This window comes from Streptomyces aureocirculatus, assembly GCF_000720475.1.
Taxonomy (GTDB): domain Bacteria; phylum Actinomycetota; class Actinomycetes; order Streptomycetales; family Streptomycetaceae; genus Streptomyces; species Streptomyces aureocirculatus.
In genome coordinates, this window is the sequence record NZ_JOAP01000014.1 from 19,556 (window position 1) to 46,261 (window position 26,706).

The window sequence follows — 26,706 nt, forward strand, 5'->3', positions numbered from 1 at the left end:
CGGCTCGCCCTCGCTCCCGACGCGGGCGTGCTCGAAGGTGCCGTCGCCGCCGGGGGGTGGGGGCTGAGTCTGCTGCCGGTGCACTGTGTGCCGAAGGCCAGGGCCATGAGGCAGGTTCGGCGGGGGCGTGTCCGTGTCACCAAGGCATGGCCACCCCGCCGTTCGGGCGGAGGATCTGGCCCGTCGTGAACGTCGACGCGTCCGACGCCAGGTGCAGCACCGCCTGCGCGACGTCCTCGGGTTCGCCCACCCTGCCAAGCGGCGACCTGCGCGCCAGCGAGGTCTCGACCGCTTCCTGGGCCTCCTGCTCGTGGCGGTGCGTCATCGGCGTACGGATCCATCCCGGAGCCACCGCGTTGACCCGGATGCCGTGCGGGCCGGCCTCCGCTGCCAGCGTCTTCGTAAGCTGTACGACGGCGGCCTTCGCCGAGGCGTAACAGAGCAGGCCCGGCCGGCTGGCGTCGACCGCGCCCGACGCCATCGTCACGATGCTGCCGCCCGTACCGGCGGCGATCATCGTGCGGGCCGCCGCCTGGCAGGCGTACAGCACTCCCTTGAAGTTCACCGCCAGGACCCGGTCCAGGTCCTCGTCGCGGGTCTCCAGGACCGTGCTGCTGTGCATGATCCCGGCGATCGCCGCCATGACGTCCAGGCGGCCCGTGCTCGTCGTGGCCTCGTCCACCGCCCGGTCGACCTGCTCCCTGTCGGTGACATCCACGGTGTACGTCGCCGCCGTGCCGCCGCTCTTCCTGACGCGGGTGGCCGTCTCCGCGAGGCCCCGCGCGTCGCGGTCGGCACAGTGCACCGCTGCTCCTGCCTCCGCGAGGAGCACCGCCGTGGCCCGGCCTATGCCGCTGGCTGCGCCGGTGACGAATGCGGTGCGGCCGGTGAGGTCGTACGCCTTTATGGGCATGGGCGGACCGTAGGGGCGGATCTGACGGGGCGTCAACTGGGGGTGTTGGCGGTGATGGGGGGTTGTTCAGGGGGGCGTTCAGGTGGCGGGGGTGTTCAGGGGGTTGGGCCCTCTTGGCAGGTCGGGCACCAGTACGTGGGGCGGCGGCGGGTCGGGTCGCCCTGTTCCGCCTGGCGTACCCGTGTGCCGCAGCGGAGGCAGGGGCGGGGTGCGCGGCCGTACACGTACAGGCGCCGGCCCGGGCTGTCGACGCCCGTCGTCATGCGAGCCGGGCGGTTGCGGTTGGCCTCCAGGAGCTTCTTGGCCAGGGCGGGGACGCGGGTCGCCGTCTCCTCGGGGAGCTCGCCGACGGTCAGCCAGGGGGTGACGCCCAGCAGGAAGCAGATCTCGCTCTTGTAGATGTTGCCGACGCCCGCGAGGTTGCGCTGGTCGAGGATGGCCTCGCCCAGGGAGCGCTCGGGGGTGGCGCGGAGGTTGTGCAGTGCCTGCTCGGGGTCCCAGTCCGGGCCCAGGAGGTCGGGGCCCAGGTGGCCCACCGCCCGGTGTTCGTCGGTCGTGCGGAGCAGTTCGAGGACCGGCAGGCGGTAGCCGACGGCTGTGCGTTCCTCGGTGGCGAGGATGGCTCGGATCTGGTGGGCGGGGCCGCCGCGCCAGCGTTCTCCCGGGGTGTACAGGCGCCAGGAGCCGTCCATGCCCAGGTGCGAGTGGAGGGTGAGGCCGCCTTCGACGCGGGTGAGGAGGTGTTTGCCGCGGGGGGTCACGTCCAGGACGGTGCGGTTGGTCAGGTCGGTCAGGGCGAGTTTGGGGACGCGGAGGTCGGAGCGGGTGAGGGGGTGGCCTGCCAGGGCTGTGTGTAGGCGGCGGGCCGCTTGGTGGACGGTGTCTCCTTCGGGCATGGGGGTAGCGTCGCATTTTTGGTGGGGGGTGGTGGGAGGGGCGTCTTTTGCTGGTGGGCTCGGCTCGGCTCGGCTCGGCTCGTCTTGCCTCGTCTCGGTTCGGCTCTCCGTTTGTGGGGGTGGCGGGGTCGTGGCGGTATGGCCGTGCTCGCGTAGTGGACACTGCCTGGTTTCATCGCGCCGTCAGTGTGTTGCTTGGCACGCTGCGCTCGGTCATCCCGCCACGACCCCTCCCGTCGGTTCGGCGTCTGCGGGCCGGTGGCTCTTGCGGCTTTCGCCGTCCGGGTCTCCTGGGGTTGTTCAGTGTCTGCGGGCCGGTGCCTCTTGCGGCTTTCGCCGTCCGGGTCGGGGGCTTGTGGCTTTCGTCGCTGGGGCTGCGGTGTGGTGGCGTGGAGGGGGTGTGGGTCAGGGGCGGAGGCGGAGGCCTCGGGGGGTGGCGTGGAAGCCGGAGTTTTCCAGGAGGGGGGAGTAGGGGGAGGTCAGGGCGGGGGAGGCGTTGATTCGTTCTACCGTCACCGTGCCCAGGGCGCCTGCCTTGGCCGCGGTGGTCAGTGCTCCGGCGGCGGCCAGGAGGCGCGGGTCGTCGGCCGGGGGCGTGTCGCCTGAAGGCATCGGCCAGGCCAGGAGCGACTTGCCGCCGCGCTCCATGTAGAGCACCAGGTCACCGTCTACCAGAACTACCAGGGAGCCCGCCTTGCGGCCCGGCTTGTGGCCGGCGTCGTCGGGTGACTCGGGCCACGGCAGCGCGGCACCGTACGCATTGGCGGGATCGGCGGCGGCCAGGACCACGGCCTGGGCGTCGGACCGCGGGGAGCCGTCGCCGCGCTCACGGGCGTTGGCCCCGGCCCGCAGCCGGTCCACCGCGCCGTCCATCGCGAACTGCGCGGCCCCGAGGCCCTCCACCACATAGCCCCGCCGGGCCTGGCCGTTGTCCTCGAAGGCCGAGAGGACGCGGTACACCGCGGAGAAACCGCCCTCCACGCCCTCGGCGCCGACCGCCCCCCGGGTCACCACACCGTGCCGGTCGAGGAGCGTACGGGCCAGGGCATGGGCCCGCAGGGTCGTGTCGGGCTCGCGGGCGGGCAGCAGGGACCACCGGCCCGCGACCGTGGGCGGGCCCGTGCGTGAGACGGGGCGGGCCGCGCCCGTCAGCGTGCCGTACCGCCCTCGCGGGACGCTGCGTCTGGCGCGGTGCGCCGTCGCGCCCGCGGTGCGGCCGGAGCCCAGGAGGGCGCGCATGGGGGTGAGTGTGTCGTTGGTGAGGCGGCCCGACCAGGCCAGGTCCCAGATGGTGTCGGCCAGTTGGGGATCGGTGGCCTCGGGATGCGTGGTGGCGCGGACCTGGTCGGCGATCTGGCGGAAGAACAGGCCGTACCCGCCGGACAGAGTGTCGAGGACGGATTGGTGGAGCGCCGTCAGTTCCAACGGGTGCGGGGGCGCGAGGAGCAGGGGGGCCGCGTCCGCCAGGTAAAGGGTGATCCAGCCGTCCTTGCCGGGGAGCGCGCCTGCTCCGGCCCAGATCACCTCTCCGGCTGTCGTCAGTTCGTCGAGCATGGCCGGGGTGTAGCCGCTGACCCGGGAGGGCAGGACGAGCTTCTCCAGGGCGGAGGCCGGGACGGTCGCTCCCTGGAGCTGTTCGATGGCGCGTACGAGGCCGTCGATGCCGCGCAGTCCGTGTCCGCTCAAGTGCTGCCACTGCGGCAGGAAGTGGGCGAGGGCGGTGGGCGGCACCGGCTCCAGTTCGTGGCGCAGGGCTGCGAGCGAGCGGCGGCGCAGTCGGCGCAGGACGGTGGCGTCGCACCACTCCTGGCCGATCCCCGCCGGGTGGAACTCGCCCTGTACGACCCGGCCGTTGGCCGCAAGGCGGTGCAGCGCCCCGTCAGTGACCGCCGCCCCGAGACCGAAGCGGGCGGCGGCCGCGGCGGAGGTGAACGGGCCGTGTGTGCGGGCGAAGCGTGCGAGAAGGTCGCCCAGGGGGTCCTTCACGGGTTCGGTGAAGGCCTCCGGGACTCCGACCGGCAGTGCCGTTCCCAGCGCGTCCCGCAGTCGGCCCGCGTCCTCGATCGCCGCCCAGTGGTCGGCGCCCGCGACGCGTACGCGGATGGCGCGGCGGGCCCCGGCGAGATCCGTGGCCCACTCGGGCTCCGCGCCGCGCTCGGCGAGCTCCGCGTCCGTGAGCGGTCCGAGGAGGCGCAGCAGGTCCGCCACGCCCTCGACGTCCTTGATGCGGCGGTCCTCCGTGAGCCACTGGAGTTCCTGCTCCAGCGTGCCGAGGACGTCCGCGTCGAGGAGCTCGCGCAGCTCGGCCTGGCCGAGGAGTTCGGCCAGGAGACGGGAGTCGAGGGACAGCGCGGCGGCGCGGCGCTCGGCCAGGGGGGAGTCGCCCTCGTACAGGAACTGGGCCACGTACCCGAACAGGAGGGAGCGGGCGAAGGGGGACGGCTCCGGGGTGGTGACCTCGACGAGGCGGACGCTGCGGGACTCGATGTCGCCCATCAGCTCGGTCAGGCCCGGTACGTCGAAGACGTCCTGGAGGCACTCCCTGACCGCCTCCAGGACGATCGGGAAGGAGCCGAACTCGCTGGTGACTTCGAGGAGCTGGGCGGCGCGCTGGCGCTGCTGCCACAGCGGGGTGCGCTTGCCCGGGCTGCGCCGCGGGAGCAGCAGCGCGCGGGCCGCGCACTCGCGGAAGCGGGAGGCGAACAGCGCCGAGCCGCCGACCTGGTCGGTGACGATCTGACGGACCTCGCCCTTGTCGAAGGCCACGTCGCCCGCGCCCACGGGGGGCTGATCGGAGTCGAACGCCGAGACGGGGGCGTCGAGGGGCGCGCCGTCCTGCGCCGGATTCTGGTCTAGCAGGTCGAGGCCGAGGCCCATCAGGTCGGCGTCGGGCAGGCGCAGCACGATGCCGTCGTCGGCGTGCATGACCTGGGCGTCCATGCCGTACCGCTCGGTGAGGCGGGCGCCGAGGGCCAGCGCCCAGGGGGCGTGCACCTGGGCGCCGAACGGCGAGTGCACCACCACGCGCCAGTCGCCCAGCTCGTCCCGGAAGCGCTCGACCACGATCGTGCGGTCGTCAGGGATGTGCCCGCAGGCCTCGCGCTGCTCGGTGAGGTACGTCAGGACGTTCTCCGCGGCCCAGGTGTCGAGGCCCGCGGCCAGCAGGCGTGCCCGCGCGTCGTCCTGGGGCTGTGAACCGACCTCACGCAGGAACGCGCCGAGGGCCCGGCCGAGCTCCAGCGGGCGGCCCAACTGGTCGCCCTTCCAGAACGGCAGCCTGCCGGGCACACCGGGCGCGGGGGAGACCAGGACGCGGTCGCGAGTGATGTCCTCGATGCGCCAGGAGCTCGTACCGAGCGTGAAGACGTCGCCCACGCGGGATTCGTAGACCATCTCCTCGTCGAGCTCGCCGACGCGGCCGCCGCCCTTCTTCGGGTCGGCGCCCGCGAGGAAGACGCCGAACAGGCCGCGGTCGGGGATCGTGCCGCCGGAGGTCACCGCGAGGCGCTGGGCGCCCGGCCTGCCCGTGACCGTGCCCGCCACGCGGTCCCACACCACGCGCGGACGCAGCTCCGCGAAGGCGTCGGACGGATAGCGCCCGGCGAGCATGTCAAGGACGGACGTGAACGCCGACTCCGGAAGCGAGGCGAACGGCGCGGCACGGCGGACCACGGCCAGCAGGTCGTCCACTTGCCAGGGGTCCAGGGCCACCATCGCGACGAGTTGCTGGGCCAGCACGTCCAAGGGGTTGGCGGGGACGCGCAGCGACTCGATGGCGCCCGTGCGCATCCGTTCGGTGACCACGGCGGCCTGGACCAGGTCCCCGCGGTACTTCGGGAAGACCACTCCCGTGGACACGGCTCCCACCTGGTGACCCGCGCGGCCCACTCGCTGCAGGCCGGACGCCACGGAGGGGGGTGACTCGACCTGGACCACCAGGTCCACCGCGCCCATGTCGATGCCGAGCTCCAGGCTCGACGTGGCGACCACCGCGGGCAGCCGGCCCGCCTTCAAATCCTCCTCGACCTGGGCGCGCTGCTCCTTGGAGACGGACCCGTGGTGGGCGCGGGCAAGGACCGGCGGCACGCCCTTGGCGGCACCCGACTGCGCCATCAGCTCGGCCGGGCTGTGGTCCTCGGGCAGCGCCTCGCCCGTCGCGCGCTCGTACGCGATCTCGTTCAGGCGGTTGCACAGGCGCTCCGCGAGACGGCGGGAGTTGGCGAAGACGATGGTCGAGCGATGGGCCTGCACGAGGTCGGTGATGCGCTCCTCGACGTGCGGCCAGATCGAGGGGCGCTCGGCACCCTCGTCGGAGTCGGCCGCCGGGGAGCCGCCGAGCTCGCCCAGGTCCTCGACCGGCACCACCACGGAGAGGTCGAACTCCTTGCCCGACGCGGGCTGGACGACTTCTACGCGGCGCTGCGGCGACAGATACCGCGCGACCTCGTCCACCGGGCGCACCGTCGCGGACAGGCCGATCCTGCGGGCGGGACGCTTCAGGAGGGCGTCGAGACGCTCCAGGGACAGCGCAAGATGCGCCCCGCGCTTGGTGCCCGCGACGGCGTGCACCTCGTCCAGGATCACCGTCTCGATGCCCGTGAGGGCGTCCCGCGTGGCGGACGTCAGCATGAGGAACAGCGACTCGGGTGTCGTGATCAGAATGTCCGGCGGGCGCGTGGACAGGGCACGGCGCTCGGCCGCCGGGGTGTCCCCGGAGCGGATGCCCACCCGCACCTCGGGCTCGGGCAGGCCGAGGCGCACGGACTCCTGGCGAATGCCCGTCAACGGGCTGCGCAGATTGCGCTCCACGTCGACGGCGAGGGCCTTCAACGGCGACACGTACAGGACCCGGCAGCGCTGCTTGGGGTCGGCGGGGGGCGGGGTCGAAGCCAACTGGTCGAGCGCGGCGAGGAACGCGGCCAGGGTCTTGCCGGAGCCTGTCGGCGCCACCACCAGCACGTCCGAGCCCTCGGCGATGGCCCGCCAGGCACCGGCCTGGGCGGACGTCGGCGCGGAGAAGGCCCCCGCGAACCAGCCGCGGGTCGCGGGGGAGAAGCCGTCGAGGGCGTCGTCGGGACTGCGTGCGGACCTGACCATGGACCCATCGTGCACCCCGCCACTGACAATGCCTCCGACCTGCGGAAAACGGGTTGCGCCCGTGGCGCAGAATGGGGGCATGGCTGGTTCGACGGGGGCCGTGGCCGGGTCGGCGGCGGATGTGGCCGGTCCGGCGGCGGGCGTGGCCGGTCCGGCGGGGGGCACGGCCGGTCCGGCCGAGCAGGCGCGGCACTGGACCTACGCCGAGTTGCCCGGCGTCGACCTGCTGCGCGCCCACTACGTCCGCAAGACGTTCAGCCGCCACACCCACGAACACTTCGTCATCGCCGCGATCCGCGAAGGCGTCGACGTGTTCCATCACACCGGTGCCGACCGGCACGCCGGGCCGGGGACCCTTGCCCTCATCAACCCCGAAACCGCGCACACGGGTCGCGCCGGGGCACCCGAGGGCTGGCGGTACGGAGCCGTCTACCCCGCACCCGAGGTGGTCGCCGCCATCGCCGCGGAGACGACCACCCTCAGGGGGACGCCCGGATTCGTCCTTCCGGTGCTCGACGATCCGTACGCGGTGGCTCTGGTCCACCGCGTGCTGCGCGCTGCGGAGGAGGGCAACGCGCTGGCCGCCGACACGTTCCTGCGGGTCGCCGTCACCCGGCTGCTGCGGCGCAACGGCGGCAATCTGCCGCGGCGCACCGTGCGCTCGGCGGGACAGCGCGTGGCGGCACGCGCGCGTGCCGTCCTGGAGGAGCAGCTCGCCGACCCGCCGAGCCTGGAGCGGCTTGCCGCCGGTCTCGGCGTGAGCTCCTTCGCGCTGCTGCGTGCCTTCCGTGACGCGTACGGCATGCCGCCGCACGCCTGGCTGACCGACGCGCGCGTGCGCCGTGCCCGCCACCTCCTGGACGCGGGCACGTCCCCTGCCGCCGCGGCCGTCGCCGTCGGCTTCACCGACCAGCCGCATCTGAACCGCCACTTCGCCCGCATCGTGGGGGTGCCTCCGGGGGCCTACCAGCGGGAGCGCAAGAACGTACAAGACCGTTCGTGGGCGTCTCTCGTAGCGTCCCCGGGGTGGCAGCAGAGCGAATAGCATCCGCAGGCATTTCCGGAGCATCCCGCTCGACCGAACCGTCCCGGGAGACCGTGCTGCGCGGGCCCTCGGGCGAGGCCGGTTCCGAGGACGAGCAGGGCACCGGTGGAGGTGAGCAAGGTGTCGGTGGAGGCGGTGATGGTGGAGGTGGCGTCGGTGGCGGGGGTCGGGCCGATTCCGCTGTCGTCAGGGACGCCCTCGGTGTCGGCATCGCTGTCGGCCTCTCCGGGTTCGCCTTCGGAGTGACGTCGGCCGGCAGCGGTCTCACCGTGCTGCAGACCTGCGCCCTGAGCCTGCTGGCGTTCACCGGTGCCTCCCAGTTCGCCCTGGTGGGCGCGCTCGCGGGTGGAGGCAGTCCGGTCACGGCCGCCGTGGGCGCCGTCTTCCTCAGCATGCGCAACGCGTTCTACGGACTGCGGCTGTCCCAGTTGCTGGCCCTCCCGCGCGTGGTGCGCCCCTTCGCCGCCCACTTCGTGATCGACGAGACGACGGCGGTGGCCCTGGCGCAGTTGGGACGGCGTGCCGCCCGCCTCGGGTTCGCCGTCACGGGGGCCAGCCTGTACTTCCTGTGGGGCCTCACCACGTTCCTGGGCGCGCTGGGGGCCGAAGCGATCGGCGACACCGACCCCTGGGGGCTCGACGCCGCCGGCCCCGCCGTCTTCCTCGCCCTCCTCGCACCGATGGTGCGGACCGGGCGGCAGCGGGCTGTCGCTGCCGTGGCCGTACTTCTGGGCCTGGGACTGCTGCCGGTCCTCCCGGCGGGGGTGCCGGTCCTTGCCGCCGCCCTGGCCGTGCCGACCGTCCTCTACGTAGAGGGGCGCATGACACGGCAGGACCGAGGAGGGCGCGCGCAGGACGACGACCTCCCGCGCGCGGAGGCCGACCCCTCGCGCGCGGAGGCCGACCCTTCTTGCGCGGACGCGGACCTTTCGTGCGCGGACGCCGACCTTTCGTGCGCGGACGCTCCGCAGCCGAACCGTGTGCAAGGAGAGGACCGTTGAACATCTGGATCGCCATCGCCGTGACGGTCGTCGGCTGCTACGCCGTCAAGCTCGCGGGGCTTCTCGTGTCCGCGGGCACTCTGGAGCGGCCGCTCGTACAGCGCCTGGCCGCCCTCCTCCCGGTGGCGCTGCTCGCCGCGCTCACGGCCCAGCAGGCCTTCGCCGACGGCCGGGAGCTCGTGCTCGACGCCAGGGCGGCAGGCCTGGCAGCGGCCCTCGTGGCCCTGCTGCTGCGCGCGCCCTTCCTGGTGGTCATCGGGGCGGCCGTCGTCGTCACCGCGGGAGTGCGGGCGCTCGCGGGGTGAGCGGTGCGGCCCTCAGGCGATGGCCCGGCCGAACGCACGCAGCGTACGCAGCGCCTCGATCGTGACGATCGGACGTGACTCCAGGGCGGTGCCCGGAGCCCAGCGGCGCCACCGGATCGGCCAGCCGCCGTCCTCTTGCTGCTCGTCCACCAGGAAGTCCAGGGAGCGTGTCATCTCCTCGTCCGTGAACCACGCGCGGGCGAGCGATTCGGGTGCCTTCGCGAAGTCGTGCGCGAAGTGGTGCTTCCCGGGCCCGTACCCCGCAGAGACCGGGGCGGCGTCGGCGCGTGCCGGGTCGAGGACCACCAGTTGCTGTTCGCGCACGAGGCGGCCGAGCCGGTCCGCTGCCGCCTCCGCGCGCGGGCGGTCGGGTGCCCCGTCGAGGAAGGCGACGGCCGCCTGGATCTCGTACGGATGCGACTTCTCCAGGGACTCCACGGTCAGCCAGCAGAAGTCGGTGGCCCGGAACAGCCAGGCGTGCCACACCTCGTTGCGGTGCAGAAGACCCACCACAGGACCGGTCGACAGGAGCTCGCTCCGCGGGTGGTCCACCACCGGCACGAACGGCGCGCAGGGGTAGCCGCGCTGGCTCGGATGGACCGCGGGCAGGGCGCCGTCGGACGTCGAGACGGAGGTCAGATAGCGGCACACACGCTCCACGCGCATGCCCCCGCAGCGCCGGACGGAGTCCAGGACGCGCAGCGCGTACCCGGTGTGCAGCGGCTGACTCACCGGACCGCGCAGGTCCGGTTCCAGCGCGTGGCCGTAACCGCCGTCCTCGTTGCCGTACGCGGCCAGCGCGGTCTCCACCACGTCGGCTCCGCCGTCCAGGAAGTGATACGCGAACCGCCGCTGTTCGAGGACGCGGGCGGTGAGCCAGACGAACCGCTCGGCGCGCTGCAAGGGGGAGAGCGGAGGGGAAGCGGCGTGCGGGGACGCTCCAGTTTCGGCCATGCTCCGAAGGTAGGGCTGAACGCGGCGTCGGGGAGCCCTCTGCGCGGGGCTGCACTCTCAGGGGCGCGATACTGGACGCATGCGGTTGACGGTCTTCTGGGAGCGGATGGCGGAGCACTTCGGTGCGGGGTACGCCGACACCTTCGCGCGCGATCACGTGATGACGGAGCTCGGCGGGCGCACGGTGCGCCAGGCACTGGACGCGGGCTGGGAGGCCAAGGACGTATGGCGCGCGGTGTGCTCCGCCATGGACGTACCGGCTGAGAACCACTGACACCCGGCCGATGCCCCAGGACGGCGGGCCGCCCGAGGCACGCCGACCGGCCGGCGCGTCACCACGCACTGCCGCACGCGCGCGTAGGACCCCGGAAACACGCGTAGGACCCCGAAAACACGCGTAGGACCCCGGAAACAGGGGTCGGCGGCCGGATGTCGGCGCCGTGGGCCAGACTGTCACGGTGGCACCCATAGACGAGACCGCGCACATCACCTCCCAGGCAGCACCGCCCGGCACCACGCCGCCCACCGAGCCCCCCGCGGGGAGTGACCAGGGCCGTGGCACCGGAATGCCGCGCTGGCTGCCGCGCGCCATGGTGCTCGCGCTCACGCTGTTCGCCTGTTTCCAGCTCGGTAGCTGGGCCTTCCACCAGCTCACCGGGCTGTTGATCAACATCCTGATCGCGTTCTTCCTGGCGCTCGCCGTGGAACCTGCCGTGAGCTGGATGGCGGCGCGCGGCCTGCGCCGCGGCCTCGCCACCGGCATCGTCTTCCTCGGCGTGGTGATCGCGAGTGCCGGGTTCGTCACGATGATGGGGTCGATGCTCGCCGGCCAGATCGTCGACATGGTCGAGGACTTCCCCGACTACCTGGACAAGGTCATCCGCTGGATCAACCAGAACTTCGACACGGATCTGTCCCGGGTGGAGGTCCAGGACAGCCTGATCCACTCCGACTGGCTGCGGAAGTACGTGCAGAACAGCGCCAGTGGCGTCCTGGACGTATCCGCGCAGGTGCTCGGCGGTCTGTTCCAGCTCCTGACGATCCTGCTGTTCTCGTTCTACTTCGCGGCCGACGGGCCGCGGCTGCGGCGCGCGCTGTGCTCGGTGCTGCCGCCCGCCAAGCAGGCCGAGGTCCTGCGCGCCTGGGAGATCGCGGTCAACAAGACCGGCGGCTATCTCTACTCCCGCGGCCTGATGGCGCTCATCTCCGGAATCGCGCACTACATCCTGCTCGAGTTCCTCGACGTGCCGTACGCGCCCGTGCTCGCGGTCTGGGTCGGCCTGGTATCCCAGTTCATCCCCACGATCGGCACCTATCTGGCGGGCGCCCTGCCGATGCTGATCGCCTTCACCGTGAACCCCTGGTACGCCCTGTGGGTGCTGGTGTTCGTCGTGATCTACCAGCAGTTCGAGAACTACGTCCTGCAGCCCAAGCTCACCGCCAAGAGCGTGGACATCCATCCGGCGGTCGCCTTCGGGTCCGTCATCGCGGGCACGGCGCTCCTCGGCGCGGTCGGCGCACTGATCGCCATCCCGGCGGTGGCGACGCTCCAGGCGTTCCTGGGGGCGTACGTGAAGCGGTACGACGTGACGGACGACCCGCGCGTCCACGGGCACCACCGGCGCGGCGGATCGCCCCTCCTCGCGCGCGTGCGGCGCTTGCTGACAGGCCCGGAGAGACCCGGCCCGGACACGGTTCCGCCCGCGGGCGGCGACCGGACGCCGCCCAGCGGTCCGCGGTAGCCGCGGGCAGCGCATCGGTGCCGTTCTGGCGGCCGGACGCGGCTTCCCCGGCCCCGGAGCCCATCGGCGAGCACGGCGGCCTGCCCGCAAGCCGTAGGCGGTCGCACGCCGCGGAGCCCCGGGGGGCGGCGCGAGACCGGGGCCGTCGCCGACTGCTGAACAGCTCGAGCCGGTGCCGCGTGGTGCGCTTGACAGTAAAATCGAACATCCATTCTGATGGAGGTTCCGGCGGCGTCGTCCCGGGGGTTCGCGGGGGTGTTCCCGGGCCGCGCCGGTGGATTGCGGCGGACGGATCGGCCCGAGTTGTCCACAGGCCGGGAGGGCGTCGAGGCGCATTGTCAGTGGCAGGCGTTAGCGTCTTTGACGTGAAGCGATCGACTCAAGCAAATCGGGTGGAACCCATGGCAGGAACCGACCGCGAGAAGGCGCTCGACGCCGCGCTCGCACAGATTGAACGGCAATTCGGCAAGGGCGCAGTGATGCGCATGGGCGAGCGGCCGAACGAGCCCATCGAGGTCATCCCCACCGGGTCGACCGCGCTCGACGTCGCGCTCGGCGTCGGCGGTATCCCGCGCGGCCGTGTGGTGGAGGTGTACGGCCCGGAGTCCTCCGGCAAGACGACCCTGACGCTGCACGCCGTGGCCAACGCACAGCGGGCCGGCGGCGCCGTCGCCTTCGTGGACGCGGAGCACGCCCTCGATCCGGAGTACGCGAAGAAGCTCGGCGTCGACATCGACAACCTGATCCTGTCCCAGCCGGACAACGGCGAGCAGGCCCTGGAGATCGTCGACATGCTGGTGCGCTCCGGCGCGCTCGACCTGATCGTCATCGACTCCGTCGCCGCCCTGGTGCCGCGCGCGGAGATCGAGGGTGAGATGGGCGACTCGCACGTGGGTCTCCAGGCCCGGCTGATGAGCCAGGCCCTGCGGAAGATCACCAGCGCGCTCAACCAGTCGAAGACCACCGCGATCTTCATCAACCAGCTACGCGAGAAGATCGGCGTGATGTTCGGCTCGCCGGAGACCACGACCGGTGGCCGGGCGCTGAAGTTCTACGCCTCGGTGCGCATGGACATCCGCCGTATCGAGACCCTGAAGGACGGCACGGACGCGGTCGGCAACCGCACTCGCGTCAAGGTCGTCAAGAACAAGGTCGCGCCGCCCTTCAAACAGGCCGAGTTCGACATCCTCTACGGCCACGGCATCAGCCGTGAGGGCGGCCTGATCGACATGGGCGTGGAGCACGGCTTCGTCCGCAAGGCAGGCGCCTGGTACACGTACGAGGGCGACCAGCTCGGCCAGGGCAAGGAGAACGCCCGCAACTTCCTCAAGGACAACCCCGACCTCGCCAACGAGATCGAGAAGAAGATCAAGGAGAAGCTGGGCGTCGGTGTGCGCCCGGAGCCCGCGGCGGAGCCCGGCGCCGACGTGGTAGCAGCCGCCGCTCCCGCCGCGGAGGAAGCGGCCAAGACGGTGCCCGCCCCCGCGGTCAAGGCCACCAAGTCCAAGGCCGCGGCGGCCAAGAGCTAGGCCGTGACACGACGAACCGACTGGGCGGAGCACGCAGTCCCCGCGGAGCGCGACCGCTTCACCGCCGTCGGGCCGGAGGAGTACGCCCTGGAGGATGCCGACCCCGGGACCCCGGACGACGGCGAGAGCGGCGGTCGCCAGGGCGGCGGTCGCCAGGGCAGTGGTCGGCGGAGCGGCGAGCGGCAGGGCGGAGGGCAGGGCAACAGGAGCGCTCGCAGCGGTGGCCGTCGACGGCGCGGCGGTTTCGGCAGCCCACAGGACAGCGGTTCCCCGTCCTCGTCGAGGGCCGAGGACGGGGAACCGCCCACGGGGGACCCGGCTGAGCGGGCGAGGGCGATCTGCCTGCGCCTGCTCACCGGGACCCCGCGCACGCGCAAGCAACTGGCCGACGCCTTGCGCAAGCGGGAGATCCCCGAAGACGTGGCGGAGGAAGTCCTTTCGCGCTTCGAAGAGGTCGGCCTGATCAACGACGAGGCCTTCGCGGACGCCTGGGTCGAGTCCCGGCACCACGGCAGGGGCCTGGCCAGGCGGGCACTCGCGCGGGAGCTGCGGACCAAGGGCGTGGACTCGTCGGTGATCGAGGAGGCCGTCGGCCAGCTCGACTCGGACCAGGAAGAAGCCACCGCCCGCGAGCTCGTCGCCCGCAAGCTCCGCTCCACCCGCGGCCTCGACCGTGACAAGAGGCTCCGCCGCCTCGCGGGCATGCTCGCCCGCAAGGGCTATCCGGAAGGCATGGCCCTCCGAGTCGTCAGGCAGGCCCTTGAGGAAGAGGGCGAGGACACCGAGGAGCTGGGGCACGAGGGGGTCTGAGCAGGTCCCCGGCTCGCCCGGGCCTGCGTGACGTAGCCCCGCGGAAGGCTTCGGCGCGCTCCCGCACCGCGGCGGTCGTAGCGTTGCTGTCATGTGCTGGAGCGCAACGGCCGACCTCGTCGCGGGTACGGGCATCGCGGCCGTGGGGGTCGTCTCGGTGGCCCTGGCGGCCCGCCGCCCCCGTGACCTGCCGCTCGCCGCACTGCCGCTCCTCCTGGGGGCCCACCAGATCGTCGAGGCCGCGGTCTGGCGCAACGACGGCGGCACCGGGCCCGCCACCATCGCCTGGGCCGTCATCGCGCTGCCGCTCCTCGCGCTGTGGGTACCGGCGGCCGTGCTGTGCGCCGCGCCGCCGGGCGCCCGCCGCCGTCTGCTCATCCCCCTGGCGGCGGGAGCAGCGACGGCGGCGGCGCTGGCGTACGCCCTTGCGACCCGCACCGTGACGGCCGAGATCCGTGGCCACACCGTCGGATACTCCCTGGGGCTGTCACAGGCGGAGCTGATCGTCGGCGGCTACCTCTTCGCCACCATCGGCTCCCTGCTCCTGTCCGGCGACCGGGGCCTGGTTCTGTTCGGTGTCCTGGTCGCCGTCGGGGCCGCGGTGTCCGTGGTGCTGTGGCGGCAGGAGTACATCTCGACGTGGTGCGCGTTCGCCGCGGTCAGCTCGGTGGTCCTGACGCTGTGGGCCGCAAGGCGCCGGCCCCACGTTGCACGACCGTAGGGCCGGGAGCAGGCGCCCCCACGCGCGCCGTACTCCCCGGCCCGGGGGAGGGCGAGCGCTGCATGGGAAGCCGCCTAGGAGAGGCCGCTCTCCTCGACCGGCAACCCCGCGGCCTTCCACGCCTGGAAGCCCCCGATGAGGTCCGTGGCGTGCCGCAGCCCCAACTGCCGCAGTGAGGCTGCCGCGAGGCTCGACGCGTAGCCCTCGTTGCAGAACACCACGACGCGCACGTCGTGGCTGACGGCCTCGGGGGCACGGTGGCTTCCCTGGGGGTCGAGGCGCCACTCCAGTTCGTTGCGTTCGACGACGAGGGCACCCGGGACGAGGCCGTCGCGCTCGCGCAGGGCCGCGTACCGGGTGTCGACGAGCAGCCCGCCGGAGCCCGCGATGTCGTGTGCCTGCTCCGGAGTGACCCGGTCGAGGCCGAGCCGTACGCGGTCGAGCAACTCGTCGATGCTCAAAGGGGGGTGGTCGATGCTCACTGCCAGTCCTCCGGGCGCTCGACGTGCTCGAGGCGCAGTAGGGGGCCGGTGCGGCTGTAGCGGCGGATCTGGGGCAGCGGCGGATAGTAGGCGTGTACGGAGACGGCGTGTTCGGTCGGGGACTCGTTGAGCACCTCGTGCACGTGGTTGCGGCCGAAGGCCCGGCCCTGGCCCGTGGCGAGGTTCCGTTCCCGGTCGACGCCTTCGGTGAGTTCCAGGGTCTTCCAGCCGTCGGTGGGGAGGCGGGCGGCGAGCGAGTTCTCCTTGAGGGTGCCCGCCGCGGTGGTGAAGGCGCCGACGGACTCGGCGTGGTCGTGCCAGCCGGTGCCGGTGCCCGGGGGCCAGCCGATCAGCCAGGCCTCACTGCCCCGGGGGCCCTCCAGCCGTACCCACGTACGACCTTGAGGGTCCAGGGGCAGCGAGGCGACCAGGTCGGCGTCGGCCGCGGTGCGGCGCACGAAGTCGAGAAGCTCGGCCGAGGTGGGCGTGCCCGCGGAACGGGCGGGCGTCGGTACGGAGGCGGAAGCCGGTACGGAAGCAGACATGGAAACCGTCCAGTGAGTTCGCGGAACGGCGCGCCGGCACACGGCGCGCAGAAAGATGGAGGAGGCGAATTCAGAGGGACGGCCGACACACGCAGCCTGCGTAGCGCACGAGGTCCATGTGGACCCGCCGCCACAGGCGAACAGCGGTGTCGGTCATGGTCCGGAGTAGACCATGGAGCAGAAGACCGGTCAACTCATGCTCATCATCCGGTCGGTCGGTTGCTCCCAGGCGTCGCTTCAGGACCTTGAGGACCACCTTTTGCGCTGGTGGAAGCGGTGGACGAGGTTCGGCTGTGGGCATCTGACGCAGTCCCGGACCGGCGTTCGGACGCCGGCCCCGACGGCACCCCGACCGGCTCCCCGGACACGCCCTCGCCCTTGCTCTCCACGGTTTCGCCGCCTTCCCCGCCTTCCCCGCTTTCGGTGGCGCGTGGCCGCTGCCCGCGCCCCCCGTTCCTGCCAAGCGCCGCCTCCGCCGCCGCGTACAACTCCGCGGGACGTACGCCGCTGAGGGCGGTGACCAGATGGCCGTCGGGTCGTACGAGGAGGACGGTGTGCGCGGCGGCGCCGGGATAGCTCTCCGCGACGAGGAGTTCGGCGGGGTGGGGCAGTGCGGCGACCGCCGCGGCGAGCCGCGGCATGATCCCGGCCGTGACCCAGTGCCGCCGTTCCCACACGACGGTGCCGGGGGCGACGAGCACCACGAGCAACTTGCCGCGGCCGAGCCGCCCCCGCAGCGGCACGAAGGACCCGTCGGGCGCCGTCACGCTCACGTCGATGATCGGGGCGCCCGGCGGCGTGCCCACCGGCACCACGGAGCCCGAGGGTTCCGCCGCCAGCGGCGAGTCGGCGTAGGACGCGGGCGTGCCCAACTGCCCGCTGCCCACATGGCCGTCCATGAGCAGGGCGTCCTGGCTGCGCGCGGAGCCGGGGACGTACGCGCGCAGGCCCTTGCCGCCGCGCAGCAGGGGCAGCGCCTGGTCGGCGGTGCGCAGGCGGGTGGTGACGGCGCCGCGCCGTTCGGTCTGGTAGCTGTCTAGCAGCGCTTCGTGCGGGCCGTGGTGCCAGGCGAGCGCCAGCTTCCAGGCGAGGTTGTCGGCGTCGCGCAGACCCTCGTCGAGGCCCTGGGTGCCGAGTGTGCCCAGGAGGTGCGCGGCGTCACCGGCGAGGAAGGCGCGGTTCACCCGCCACCGGCGGGCGAGACGGTGGTGGACCGTGTGCACACCGGTGTCGAGCAGTTCGTACGAGGGAATGGCGCCGCCGCACCACCCGGCGAGGGTCTCGCGGATGCGGGCCACGAGGACTTCGGGCGTCACGAGCTCGCCGCGCGGGGGCAGCAGCCAGTCGATCCGCCACACCCCGTGGTCGAGCGGCCGCGCCGAAACCTCGGCGCCGCCGCCGCGCCAAGGAGGGCTACGGTGCAACAACGCCTCACCGGGCCACGGAAGTTCCGTGCGCAGCGCGGCGACCGCGTGCCGTTCCACCGCTGTGCGTCCGGGGAAGCGGACGTCGAGCAGCTTGCGCACGGTCGAGCGCGGGCCGTCGCAACCCACCAGGTAGCTGCCGCGCCACCAGGCGTCCTTGGGGCCGCGGGTGTGCGCGGTGATGCCGGACGCGTGCTGCTCCAGGCTGTCGAGTTTGCTCTCGACGGCGATCTTGACGAGGCGTTCGTCGGCGACGGCGTCGCGCAGGGCACCGGTCAGCACGTGCTGGGGGACGTGCAGGGGGGAGGGCTGCTCGTCACTGAACGTGAGCTGCCGCACCACCTGCTTGCGGCGCATCGAACGCCAGCCGCTCCAGCGCGTGCCGGTGTCCCCGCCGGTGAGGGAGCGCCCGGCGAGCCGCTCCACCAGTGCCGCGGTGTCGTCCCGCAGGACGGCGGTCCGCGCGGGCCGGTGCTCGTCCTTGCCGGGCCCTTCGTCGAGGACGACGGTGGGGACGGAGTGACGTGCGAGAGCCAGGGCGAGGGTGAGACCGACGGGGCCCGCGCCGACGACGATCACCGGGTCCACGGGGCACGGCCTCCTGTCACCACGGTCCGCGAACGCTGGACGTACGTACAGGAAATGGCAGTTGGAGCCCGGTGCACGATCACAGAACGTATGCAACAGACTGCGTGCCACCCCGTCAAGCCGGACGCTCGGGGGCGGAACCCCCAGAATCGCCCATGACCTGCCAGAACGTGCCGCGGCCCGGAGGGAACGTGCCGGGGCCCGGAGGGAACGTGCCGCCCTCCCCGGAGAGGAACGCGCCGCGGCCCGGGGAGGGAACGTGTGAGGGTCCGCCGGAACCCCGGCGGACCCTCACACGTTCATACCAGGGACTCTTCGTCCTACTTCGGGCCCGAGGCCGACTACTTCGGCCCCGGCGCCCCGTCGGCGATCTCCACCGCCGCGGTGGGCTCGGTCGCGGCGGCCACCCTGATGCCCGTCTTCGCGCGCCGCCCGCGCCGCTCGAGCCAGGTGGCGAGCGCGGAGAGCAGCATGCAGAGCGAGATGTAGATGAAACCGAAGACGGTGACCGTCTGCACGAACGGATAGACGCCGTTCACCGGAGTGTTGTTGGCGATGAGCCGGGCGGACTGCAGCAGCTCCGGGTAGAGGATCATGAAGCCGAGGGAGGTGTCCTTCAGCGTCACCACGAGCTGACTGATGATCGACGGTAGCATCGACCGGATGGCTTGCGGGAACAGGACCGTCGCCATGACCTGCGTCTTGCGCAGGCCGAGCGCGTACGCGGCCTCCTTCTGGCCCCTGGGCACCGCGTTGATGCCAGCACGCAGCACCTCCGCCTGCACACATCCGTTGTAGATCGTCAGGCCGAGGACGAGCGCCCAGAACGGCGTCATGTCACCGACGAGACCGACCCAGAACGCGAAGATCGTGATGAGCAGCGGAATCGACCGGAAGAGGTCGATGAAGGCGACGGCGATCCAGCGCACGGGACGGTGCTCAGAGAGCCGCGCCACGCACAGGACCACGGCGAAGACCAGCGAGAGGACACCGGCGAGAGCGAACACCTTCAGGGTGGCGACCAGCGAGTCGAGGATGTTCTGCCGGATACCGGAGTAGTTGAAGATGTCCCACAGGTCCGGGTCGAACTCGCCCTTGTCGTTCAGCCGCAGAATGATCCACACGATGCCGCCGAGGACGGCGAGACCGCCGACGACGGTGTAGATGATGTTGCGGACACGGGCCTTGGGGCCCGGGGCGTCGAAGAGGACGTTCGCACTCATCGGGCGACCTCCAAACGGTGCTCCAGGACCCGGAAGAGGCCATTGATGGCGTACGTGATTATCAGGTAGGCGACGGTGATCCAGACAAAGATCATCACGATGTCGTAGCCGTCGTTGCTGAGGGTCTTCGACACGTTGAACAGTTCGGTGTTGTCGAAGGCGCCCGCGATGGCGGTGTTCTTCGTCAGGGCGATGAAGATGCTGGAAAGCGGCGGCACCACGTTCCGGGTGGCCTGGGGCAGCACGACGAGGCGCATGCTCTGGGCGAACGTGAGGCCGATCGAGCGGGCCGCCTCGGCCTGACCGAGCGGCACCGTGTTGATGCCGGAGCGCACCGCCTCGGCCACGAACGCCGAGGTGTAGAAGCCGCACGCGGTCACGGCGAGCGCGAAGGAGTCCAGGTCCGGGAAGAGGACCTTCGGCACCACGAAGAACGCCACCAGGAACAGCAGCGTCAGCGGGGTGTTCCGCAGCAGGGTGACCCAGGCGGTGCCGAATATGCGCAGCGGAAGCACCGGCGAGACGCGGCACCCCGCGACGACGACACCGGCCACGACGGCCACCAGCGCACTGACGACGGTCAACTTGACAGTGCCGTAGAACCCTTCGCGGAAGAGCGACAGGTTGTCGAGCAATACGTCCATGAATTCTCCGCGAGGTGTTCGCGACGGGTCGCAGGGTTCACGACAGGCCCAACCCGTCGACGTCGGCGGGGTGACATCGGCGGGGCGGCAGGTGTTCGCGACGGGGCCGACAGCGATTCCGGCTTCGGTTCTGACAGGGAACGTCCCGCTCCGCGCCGCGCGGCGCGGAGCGGGACGTCCGGGACTACTTCGGGTCCGTGAAGGCCGGCGGCTCCTGGTACTTGGAGCCCGAGATGCCGATGGTGGCCTCGAAGGCCTTCTTGTAGTCGCCGTTCGCCTGGTGCGCCTTGATGGCGTCCGCGACGGCCTTTTGCAGGGCGGCGTCGCCCTTCTTCAGGCCGACGCCGTACGGCTCGTCCGAGAAGGTCTCGCCGACGACCTTGAGCTTGCCCTTGTTCTGCGCGGCGTAGCCCATCAGGATCGCGTCGTCCGTGGTGACGGCGTCGACCTGGTTGTTCAACATCTGGGCGACGCACTCCGAGTACTTGGAGAGCTCGGTGACCTTGGCGCCGTACTTCGGCTTCTTGATGTTCTGCAGCGGCGTGGAGCCGACGATCGAGCAGACCTTCTTGCCGCGGACGGTGTCCGGGCCCTTGATGTCCTTCTCGTCCTTGCGGACGAGCAGGGAGGCACCGGCGTGGTAGTACGGGCCCGCGAAGTCGATCTGCTTCTTGCGCTCGGGGTTCATCGTGTACGTGCCGATCATCAGGTCGACGTCGCCCTTGGAGACCGCGGTCTCACGGGCGCCGGAGTCGACCGTCTTCCACTCGATCTGGTCTGCCGAGAAGCCGAGGTCGGCGGCGATCATCTTGGCGATCTCGATGTCGAAGCCGGAGTACTTCTTGGTCGACTGGTCCTGGAAGCCGAGGTACGGCTGGTCGGCCTTGGCGCCGACCACGAGCTTGCCGCGCTTCTTGGCCGCCTTGAAGACCGAGGAGTCGACCGCGGCGTCCTTCTTGACCGTGTAGCTGAGTTCCTTGCCGCCGGACTTGGCGGGGCCCTCGGGCTCGTCGCCGGCGGAGCCGTCCTTGCCGCCACACGCGGTGGCCGTCAGCGAGAGCGCAGCGATGGCCGCTGCGACGGCCGCGGACTTACGGAGCTTCATGAGTGAACATCCTTTGTCTTGACTGGCGTTGAGACGGCGTGAAGCCTCAGTGTTTAAGGATCTTCGACAGGAAGTCCTTGGCCCGGTCGCTGCGCGGGTTGCTGAAGAACTGATCCGGCACGGCCTCTTCGACGATCCGGCCGTCGGCCATGAAGACGACGCGGTTGGCCGCCGACCTGGCGAAGCCCATCTCGTGCGTGACGACCACCATGGTCATGCCGTCACGGGCCAATTGCTGCATGACCTCGAGGACCTCATTGATCATCTCGGGGTCGAGCGCCGATGTGGGCTCGTCGAAGAGCATCACCTTGGGGCCCATCGCCAACGCGCGGGCGATCGCGACGCGCTGCTGCTGACCGCCGGAGAGCTGCGCCGGGTACTTGTCGGCCTGCGAGCCGACGCCCACCCGGTCGAGCAGGCCGCGTGCCTTCTCCTCTGCCTCCGCCTTGGCCGTCTTGCGCACCTTGACCTGGCCCAGCATCACGTTCTCGAGCACGGTCTTGTGCGCGAAAAGGTTGAAGGACTGGAAGACCATGCCCACGTCCGCGCGGAGCCTCGCGAGTTCCTTGCCCTCCTGGGGCAGCGGCTTGCCGTCGATCGAGATCGCGCCCGAGTCGATGGTCTCCAGGCGGTTGATGGTGCGGCACAGCGTCGACTTGCCCGACCCCGAGGGGCCGATCACCACCACGACCTCGCCGCGGGCGATGGTCAGGTCGATGTCCTGGAGGACGTGCAGGGCGCCGAAGTGCTTGTTGACACCCTTCAGCACGACAAGGTCGTCCGCCGTGGGCTTGGCGTCCTTGGTCACCGATACTTCGGTCACGGCTTGTTGCTCCATCCTCCTCGGGTTGGGAGGACAGTAGTAACCCGGTGCGACCAGCGTCATTACATCTGAGGGGAAATTGAGCATAACGATCCGGCCGCAACCGGACACTCCGTGTGAAGGGGGCGCACCGGCTGCGTACCGGGTGCATAACGGAACGTGTCCGTGACCCGAGAGGTCTTGACGCGGTCCTTATTCATCGGCGTGGATGCCTTGGTGCGTTCACGCGCGCGTGCCGGGTGCTCGCGAACGGACGCACAGCACGGCGTGAGGGACGACGGAACGACCGATGAACCGCTGACGCCGGTCAATCACTGACGTCTGATGAACCACCGACGACGGTGAACCACCGACGACGGTGAACCACCGACGACGGTGAACCACCGACATCTGTAAACCACTGACGTCCGATGAACCACTGGGGGGCCGATGGGCTGGAGGGGGACCGCATGAGACTGCTGCTCGTCGAGGACGACGACCACGTGGCCGCAGCCCTGTCCGCGGTCCTCGCCCGGCACGGCTTCGCCGTCACCCACGCACGCAACGGCGAGGAGGCCCTCCAGGCCCTGCTGCCCTGCGAAGCGGCACCCTTCGGAGTGGTGCTCCTCGACCTCGGCCTGCCCGACCAGGACGGCTACGAGGTGTGCGGAAAGATCCGCAAGCGCACCGCCACGCCCGTCATCATGGTCACCGCCCGCGCCGACGTACGTTCCCGCATCCACGGCCTGAACCTCGGTGCCGACGACTACGTAGTGAAGCCGTACGACACAGGGGAGCTCATCGCCCGCATCCACGCGGTCATCCGTCGCCCCGCCGCCGACGTCCCGCAGACGCCCGCCGACACCGAGCTGCGCCTCGGCGCCGTCCGCATCGAGCTGCCCACCCGCCAGGTCAGCGTGGACGGAGCCGCCGTCCAGTTGACCCGCAAGGAGTTCGATCTGCTCGCGCTGCTCGCCCAGCGCCCCGGGGTCGTCTTCCGCCGGGAACAGATCATCAGCGAGGTGTGGCGCACGAGTTGGGAGGGCACGGGCCGCACGCTGGAGGTGCATGTGGCGTCCCTGCGCGCCAAGCTGCACATGCCCGCCCTGATCGAGACCGTGCGCGGAGTCGGTTACCGGCTCGTCGCCCCGGCGTCGTAGCGGGCACAGGTGCGCGCCCGCCTCCTGCCGCTCCTCATCGTCCTGATGGCCGGCGTACTGCTGGCCCTCGGCTTCCCGCTCGCGGTCAGCGTGGCATCGGCACAGCAGCAGAAGGTGGTCGTCGACCGCATCGACGACACGGCACGCTTCGCCGCGCTCGCCCAGTTCGTCACCCAGCGGCCTTCGGGCTCACGCGTGCAGGACAAGGACGAGCGGCGCGCGACCCTCCAGAAGGAGCTCGACTACTACCACGAGGTGTACCGCATCAAGGCGGGCGTCTTCTTCCGCGACCGCTTCCCCATGGCGCACGCCCCGGGCGACTGGTTCCTGCCCACCGGCAGCGACGGGGTGAGCGGCGCCTTCGAAGAGGCCCTGCGCTCCCGCGGCAGCCACGACCCTCCCCAGGTGTGGCCCTGGGAGGAGGGCGGGCGCATCGTCGTCGCCTCACCGGTGATCCGCGACGGCGACGTGGTGGCCGTCGTCGTCACCGACTCGCCCACCGGGCGCATGCGCGCGAAGACCCTGCACGGCTGGCTGCTGATCGCCGCGGGCGAGTCGGCCGCGATGCTCCTCGCGGTCGGCGCAGCGCTGCGCCTCACCGGCTGGGTCCTGCGTCCGGTACGGGTCCTGGACGCCACCACCCACGACATCGCCACCGGACGTCTCAACTCGCGGGTCGCGGCCGCCGGCGGGCCCCCGGAACTCAGACGCCTGGCCCGGTCGTTCAACGAGATGGCCGACAACGTCGAAGACGTCCTCGAGCAGCAGCGCGCCTTCGTCGCCGACGCCTCCCACCAACTGCGCAATCCGCTGTCCGCCCTGCTGCTCCGCATCGAGCTTCTGGCCCTCGAACTGCCCGAGGGGAACGAGGAGATCGCCTCGGTGCGCACCGAGGGCAAGCGCCTCGCGCAGGTCCTCGACGACCTGCTCGACCTGGCGCTCGCGGAACACGCGGCGGCGGATCTGCGGCTCACCGACATCGGTGAGCTGGCGGCCGAGCGGGTCGCCGCGTGGCGCCCGCTCGCCGACGAGCGCGGCGTCCGGCTCATCGGACAGTGCCCGGCGACGACCGGCTGGGCCGACCCGGTCGCCCTGTCCAGCGCCCTGGACGCGGTGATCGACAACGCCCTGAAGTTCACCCCCGAAGGAGAGGAGGTCCTTGTACGGGTCGCCTCCGCCGACTCGACCACGACCGTCGTCATCACCGACGGCGGCCCCGGGCTCACGGACGACGAACTCGACCGCGTCGGCGACCGCTTCTGGCGCAGCAACCGCCACCAGAACGTCAAGGGGTCCGGCCTCGGCCTTTCGATCTCACGCGCGCTGCTCGCCGCGGGGGGCGGCAGCATGGCGTACGAGCGTCATGAGCCGCACGGCTTGAAGGTGACGGTGGGGATCCCCCGCCAGGCTCCCTAGGGCCCCTAGGACGCTTTCGGGCAAGCCTCTGGCTCCGGCTCGGGCAAGCCTCCGGCTCCGGCTCGGGCAAGCCCCTGGCTCCGGCTCGGGTAGGCCCTTGGCTCCGGCTCGGGCAAGCCCCTGGCTCCGGCTCGGCAGGCCCCTCAAGGGTCCGCTCAGGGCTTGACCGACCGGTAGTAGCGGCGCGCGCCCTCGTGCAGCGTGAGCGGGTCCGTGTACAGGGCGGTGCGCAGGTCGACCAACTGCGCCGCGTGCACGCGCGCGCCGATATGGTCCCGGCTGTCGATCACCGTACGGGTCAGGCCCTCGGTCAGCTCGGGGTCGGCCCGGTCCGTGGTCACCAGGAGGTTCGCCACGGCCAGCGTCGGCACGGACCCGTTCTGCTGGGCGTGGGGGTAGGCGTCGGCCGGCATGACCGCGGCGCGGTAGTAGCGGGACGCGCCACCCTGCTCGTGCAGCGCGTCGACCAGGTCGCCGAGCGGCACCAGGCGGATGTCCAGGCCCTGGGACAGCTCGCGCACCGACGTCGTGGGCAGTCCGCCGGACCAGAAGAACGCGTCGATCTTGTTGTGCCGCAGCATGTCGGGAGCGGTGTCTATGCCCGCGGGCAGGGCCGTGAGGTCCTTGTCCAGGTTCAGCCCCGCGGCCTTGAGCACGCGGCCCGCGATCAGTCGCACGCCCGAGCGGGGCTGGCCCACGGCGATGCGCTTGCCCCGCAGGTCCTGTGCCTTCTCGATCGTGGACGAGCGCCGGACGACGAGCTGTACGTAGTCGTCGTACAGGCGCGCGCAGCCCTGCAGCCGGTGCGCGCCCGGCCGGTTGTCGAGGCGGTACGCCGCCACGGCGTCGGCCGCCGCGATGGTGAAGTCGGCCCTCCCGGTGGCCACCCGTTCGACGTTCTGCTGCGACCCCTCACTGTTGAGGAGTTTGATGTCGACGTCCGGCATGTCGTTGGCCGCGGCGTTTCGCAGCAGCTTCCCGTACCGCTCGTAGACGGCGCCCTTGACGCCCGTACTGAACGTCATCCGGCCCTGCGGCGAACTCTCGCCGACCGGGAGCAGCCACCACAGCAGCAGCCCGCACACCACGAACCCGGCCGCCGAGGCCTGGAGGGCCCGGCGCCGGCTGAGATGGGGCAGGGCCGCGAGCATGGCGGCGATCCTGCCACTTCGTACGCCGTGCTGACCAGGGCCGGTCCCCCGGAGGAGCCGGAGACGAGGCCCAGGGGTCCGGCGAGTGCTGAGCGGGCGCTCAGCGGGGCACGTCAGCCCTGCCGGGCGTGGTCGGCGAGGACCTCGCGGACGACGTGACGGGCGTTGGCGGCGATCACCGGATTCGTCACGGCGTAGTACGGGAGCTGGATCAGCGCCATGGACAGCGCCCAGCCGCGCCCGCGCTCCCACGTCGCGTCGTCGGCGCCCGTGCCGGTGCGGAACTTTTCGCGTACGTCGGCGGGCAGGAGGTTCCACGCGGCGATCAGGTCGCAGGCTGGGTCGCCGACGCCCGCGGTCCCGAAGTCGATCACCGCGTCGAGGCGGCCGCCGCGGACCAGGAGGTTGCCGGGCATGAGGTCGGAGTGGACCCAGACGGGCGGGCCGTCCCAGGCGGGGGCGCGCAGGGCCGACTCCCAGACCGCGGTCGCGGCGTCCAGGTCGAAGCCTTCGTCGAGATCCCGCAGCTCGGCGATGGCGTTCCGCGTCTCGGTGTCCTCCCCCGCCAGCGGGCCTCCGCGATAGGCGGGCGGCCCTGCGGCGGTGTCGACGCGGCGCAGCGCCGCGACGAACGCGGCCAGGTCAGCGGCCAGGGGGCCGGGCGCCGTCAGCTCACCGGCGACCGGATGCTCGCCGTCGAGCCAGCGGTGCACCGACCAGGACCAGGGGTAGCCCTCGCCGGGCTCGCCACGGCCGAGCACGGCCGGGACGGCCACCGGGAGCTGCGGGGCCAGCCACGGCAGCCAGCGGCTCTCCATGGCCACGTCGTCGGCGCCCCGGGGGTGCGCGGGAGGCGCACCGTCATGGTGTCGCCGAGCCGGAACACCGCGTTCACGGTGCCGGACGAAGGAAACCGCTCGACCGGCAGGTCGGCCCACTCCGGGAACTGCGCGGCGAGCAGATCGCGCACCAGCGGTACGTCGATGTCCGGTTCACCGGCGTGCAATTTGTCGTGCGGAAGGGTGTCGTTCGAGGACGGCGTGGGCGACTGCATGCGCGCATTGTTGATCGTCACGGGGGCGCGGCGAAAGCGAATTCCCCGCGGTGCGTCGCCCGCCCGTGGCGGCGGTACCCGGCTCGGCTCGGGCGAGGC

23 protein-coding genes and 1 pseudogene are annotated in these 26,706 nt (G+C 71.7%); 10 read left to right on the forward strand and 14 right to left on the reverse strand.

The window, feature by feature from the left end; translation table 11 throughout:
* Positions 1 to 136: 136 nt before the first annotated feature.
* From IG78_RS0114550 to IG78_RS0114560, 3 genes are all read right to left on the reverse strand, one after another.
* On the reverse strand, positions 137 to 913 hold the full coding sequence (locus IG78_RS0114550; protein WP_030563020.1) for an SDR family NAD(P)-dependent oxidoreductase: 777 nt from the start codon (positions 911 to 913) through the stop codon (positions 137 to 139).
* A gap of 95 nt (positions 914 to 1,008) precedes the next feature.
* Positions 1,009 to 1,809, reverse strand: coding sequence for an Fpg/Nei family DNA glycosylase (locus tag IG78_RS0114555; RefSeq protein ID WP_030563021.1), 801 nt, complete (start codon positions 1,807 to 1,809; stop codon positions 1,009 to 1,011).
* Positions 1,810 to 2,214: 405 nt separating this feature from the next.
* A complete protein-coding gene (locus IG78_RS0114560; RefSeq protein ID WP_030563024.1) occupies positions 2,215 to 6,906 on the reverse strand; it encodes an Lhr family ATP-dependent helicase in 4,692 nt (1,563 codons plus the stop codon).
* Positions 6,907 to 6,985: 79 nt separating this feature from the next.
* On the opposite strand from IG78_RS0114560, the gene IG78_RS0114565 reads away from it, so the two are divergent.
* From IG78_RS0114565 to IG78_RS0114575, 3 genes are read left to right on the forward strand one after another with little or no spacing between them, the layout of a single operon-like run.
* Complete coding sequence (locus IG78_RS0114565; RefSeq protein WP_078964975.1) at positions 6,986 to 7,951, forward strand: AraC family transcriptional regulator; 966 nt, start codon at positions 6,986 to 6,988, stop codon at positions 7,949 to 7,951.
* A 56-nt stretch (positions 7,952 to 8,007) separates the two neighbouring features.
* Positions 8,008 to 8,952 (forward strand): AzlC family ABC transporter permease, encoded by a 945-nt coding sequence (locus IG78_RS0114570; protein WP_078964990.1) that lies wholly within the window; start codon positions 8,008 to 8,010, stop codon positions 8,950 to 8,952.
* On the forward strand, positions 8,949 to 9,257 hold the full coding sequence (locus IG78_RS0114575; RefSeq protein WP_030563030.1) for an AzlD domain-containing protein: 309 nt from the start codon (positions 8,949 to 8,951) through the stop codon (positions 9,255 to 9,257). The genes IG78_RS0114570 and IG78_RS0114575 overlap by 4 nt, the downstream gene beginning before the upstream one ends.
* Before the next feature lie 12 nt (positions 9,258 to 9,269).
* Here the strand turns inward: IG78_RS0114575 and IG78_RS0114580 are convergent, their stop codons facing one another.
* A complete protein-coding gene (locus IG78_RS0114580; RefSeq protein ID WP_030563032.1) occupies positions 9,270 to 10,211 on the reverse strand; it encodes a hypothetical protein in 942 nt (313 codons plus the stop codon).
* 79 nt (positions 10,212 to 10,290) lie between these two features.
* Here IG78_RS0114580 and IG78_RS0114585 point away from each other — a divergent pair, with 79 nt between their 5' ends.
* The 5 genes from IG78_RS0114585 (at position 10,291) to IG78_RS0114605 (ending at position 15,013) form a co-directional block, all read left to right on the forward strand.
* Positions 10,291 to 10,485 (forward strand): DUF3046 domain-containing protein, encoded by a 195-nt coding sequence (locus IG78_RS0114585; protein WP_030563033.1) that lies wholly within the window; start codon positions 10,291 to 10,293, stop codon positions 10,483 to 10,485.
* A gap of 184 nt (positions 10,486 to 10,669) precedes the next feature.
* Positions 10,670 to 11,953, forward strand: a complete 1,284-nt coding sequence (locus tag IG78_RS0114590; protein WP_030563035.1) for an AI-2E family transporter — start codon at positions 10,670 to 10,672, stop codon at positions 11,951 to 11,953.
* Between the two features lie 401 nt (positions 11,954 to 12,354).
* Complete coding sequence (recA, locus tag IG78_RS0114595) at positions 12,355 to 13,482, forward strand: recombinase RecA (RefSeq protein WP_030563037.1); 1,128 nt, start codon at positions 12,355 to 12,357, stop codon at positions 13,480 to 13,482.
* A 3-nt stretch (positions 13,483 to 13,485) separates the two neighbouring features.
* Entirely contained in the window at positions 13,486 to 14,292 is an 807-nt protein-coding gene (recX, locus tag IG78_RS0114600) for a recombination regulator RecX (protein ID WP_030563040.1), read from the forward strand.
* 91 nt (positions 14,293 to 14,383) lie between these two features.
* Positions 14,384 to 15,013: a DUF6629 family protein gene (locus IG78_RS0114605; RefSeq protein WP_030563042.1), complete on the forward strand. Its 630-nt coding sequence runs from the start codon at positions 14,384 to 14,386 to the stop codon at positions 15,011 to 15,013.
* Between the two features lie 74 nt (positions 15,014 to 15,087).
* Here the strand turns inward: IG78_RS0114605 and IG78_RS0114610 are convergent, their stop codons facing one another.
* From IG78_RS0114610 to IG78_RS0114640, 8 genes are all read right to left on the reverse strand, one after another.
* Positions 15,088 to 15,495, reverse strand: a complete 408-nt coding sequence (locus tag IG78_RS0114610; protein WP_225882027.1) for a rhodanese-like domain-containing protein — start codon at positions 15,493 to 15,495, stop codon at positions 15,088 to 15,090.
* The gene (locus tag IG78_RS0114615; protein ID WP_030563045.1) at positions 15,492 to 16,040 is read right to left on the reverse strand and encodes a cupin domain-containing protein; all 549 of its coding nucleotides are present in this window, start codon (positions 16,038 to 16,040) and stop codon (positions 15,492 to 15,494) included. Before IG78_RS0114615 ends, IG78_RS0114610 begins: the two co-directional genes overlap by 4 nt.
* A 70-nt stretch (positions 16,041 to 16,110) precedes the next feature.
* Positions 16,111 to 16,341 carry a putative leader peptide gene (locus IG78_RS52640; RefSeq protein ID WP_404827683.1) on the reverse strand — a complete coding sequence of 77 codons (231 nt, stop codon included), beginning with the start codon at positions 16,339 to 16,341 and terminating at the stop codon, positions 16,111 to 16,113.
* Positions 16,244 to 18,052, reverse strand: coding sequence for an FAD-dependent monooxygenase (locus IG78_RS0114620; protein WP_078964976.1), 1,809 nt, complete (start codon positions 18,050 to 18,052; stop codon positions 16,244 to 16,246). The genes IG78_RS52640 and IG78_RS0114620 overlap by 98 nt, the downstream gene beginning before the upstream one ends.
* Before the next feature lie 341 nt (positions 18,053 to 18,393).
* On the reverse strand, positions 18,394 to 19,275 hold the full coding sequence (locus IG78_RS0114625; protein ID WP_030563049.1) for an amino acid ABC transporter permease: 882 nt from the start codon (positions 19,273 to 19,275) through the stop codon (positions 18,394 to 18,396).
* Positions 19,272 to 19,919: an amino acid ABC transporter permease gene (locus tag IG78_RS0114630; protein WP_030563051.1), complete on the reverse strand. Its 648-nt coding sequence runs from the start codon at positions 19,917 to 19,919 to the stop codon at positions 19,272 to 19,274. The genes IG78_RS0114625 and IG78_RS0114630 overlap by 4 nt, the downstream gene beginning before the upstream one ends.
* A gap of 184 nt (positions 19,920 to 20,103) precedes the next feature.
* A complete protein-coding gene (locus tag IG78_RS0114635) occupies positions 20,104 to 21,024 on the reverse strand; it encodes a glutamate ABC transporter substrate-binding protein (RefSeq protein ID WP_030563053.1) in 921 nt (306 codons plus the stop codon).
* Positions 21,025 to 21,070: 46 nt separating this feature from the next.
* Positions 21,071 to 21,847, reverse strand: a complete 777-nt coding sequence (locus IG78_RS0114640; RefSeq protein ID WP_030563055.1) for an amino acid ABC transporter ATP-binding protein — start codon at positions 21,845 to 21,847, stop codon at positions 21,071 to 21,073.
* 449 nt (positions 21,848 to 22,296) lie between these two features.
* Between IG78_RS0114640 and IG78_RS0114645 the strand changes: the two genes are divergently transcribed.
* Positions 22,297 to 22,986 carry a response regulator transcription factor gene (locus tag IG78_RS0114645; RefSeq protein ID WP_030563057.1) on the forward strand — a complete coding sequence of 230 codons (690 nt, stop codon included), beginning with the start codon at positions 22,297 to 22,299 and terminating at the stop codon, positions 22,984 to 22,986.
* Between the two features lie 9 nt (positions 22,987 to 22,995).
* Entirely contained in the window at positions 22,996 to 24,402 is a 1,407-nt protein-coding gene (locus IG78_RS0114650; protein WP_030563059.1) for a sensor histidine kinase, read from the forward strand.
* 155 nt (positions 24,403 to 24,557) lie between these two features.
* Here the strand turns inward: IG78_RS0114650 and IG78_RS0114655 are convergent, their stop codons facing one another.
* Together IG78_RS0114655 and IG78_RS42125 are read right to left on the reverse strand one after the other, a co-directional pair.
* Positions 24,558 to 25,553 carry a TAXI family TRAP transporter solute-binding subunit gene (locus IG78_RS0114655; RefSeq protein WP_030563061.1) on the reverse strand — a complete coding sequence of 332 codons (996 nt, stop codon included), beginning with the start codon at positions 25,551 to 25,553 and terminating at the stop codon, positions 24,558 to 24,560.
* A 113-nt stretch (positions 25,554 to 25,666) separates the two neighbouring features.
* A pseudogene (locus IG78_RS42125) lies at positions 25,667 to 26,607 on the reverse strand (aminoglycoside phosphotransferase family protein).
* Positions 26,608 to 26,706: the final 99 nt, after the last annotated feature.

Excerpts from the sequence above, each read along its gene's own strand:
- IG78_RS0114605 (WP_030563042.1), top strand. The coding sequence starts at position 14,384 with ATGTGCTGGAGCGCAACGGCCGACCTCGTCGCGGGTACGGGCATCGCG.
- IG78_RS52640 (WP_404827683.1), bottom strand. The coding sequence starts at position 16,341 with ATGCCCACAGCCGAACCTCGTCCACCGCTTCCACCAGCGCAAAAGGTG.
- IG78_RS0114580 (WP_030563032.1), bottom strand. The coding sequence starts at position 10,211 with ATGGCCGAAACTGGAGCGTCCCCGCACGCCGCTTCCCCTCCGCTCTCC.
- IG78_RS0114550 (WP_030563020.1), bottom strand. The coding sequence starts at position 913 with ATGCCCATAAAGGCGTACGACCTCACCGGCCGCACCGCATTCGTCACC.
- IG78_RS0114615 (WP_030563045.1), bottom strand. The coding sequence starts at position 16,040 with ATGTCTGCTTCCGTACCGGCTTCCGCCTCCGTACCGACGCCCGCCCGT.
- IG78_RS0114625 (WP_030563049.1), bottom strand. The coding sequence starts at position 19,275 with ATGAGTGCGAACGTCCTCTTCGACGCCCCGGGCCCCAAGGCCCGTGTC.
- IG78_RS0114655 (WP_030563061.1), bottom strand. The coding sequence starts at position 25,553 with ATGCTCGCGGCCCTGCCCCATCTCAGCCGGCGCCGGGCCCTCCAGGCC.
- IG78_RS0114585 (WP_030563033.1), top strand. The coding sequence starts at position 10,291 with ATGCGGTTGACGGTCTTCTGGGAGCGGATGGCGGAGCACTTCGGTGCG.
- IG78_RS0114565 (WP_078964975.1), top strand. The coding sequence starts at position 6,986 with ATGGCTGGTTCGACGGGGGCCGTGGCCGGGTCGGCGGCGGATGTGGCC.
- recA (WP_030563037.1), top strand. The coding sequence starts at position 12,355 with ATGGCAGGAACCGACCGCGAGAAGGCGCTCGACGCCGCGCTCGCACAG.
- IG78_RS0114630 (WP_030563051.1), bottom strand. The coding sequence starts at position 19,919 with ATGGACGTATTGCTCGACAACCTGTCGCTCTTCCGCGAAGGGTTCTAC.
- IG78_RS0114560 (WP_030563024.1), bottom strand. The coding sequence starts at position 6,906 with ATGGTCAGGTCCGCACGCAGTCCCGACGACGCCCTCGACGGCTTCTCC.
- IG78_RS0114635 (WP_030563053.1), bottom strand. The coding sequence starts at position 21,024 with ATGAAGCTCCGTAAGTCCGCGGCCGTCGCAGCGGCCATCGCTGCGCTC.
- IG78_RS0114645 (WP_030563057.1), top strand. The coding sequence starts at position 22,297 with ATGAGACTGCTGCTCGTCGAGGACGACGACCACGTGGCCGCAGCCCTG.
- IG78_RS0114555 (WP_030563021.1), bottom strand. The coding sequence starts at position 1,809 with ATGCCCGAAGGAGACACCGTCCACCAAGCGGCCCGCCGCCTACACACA.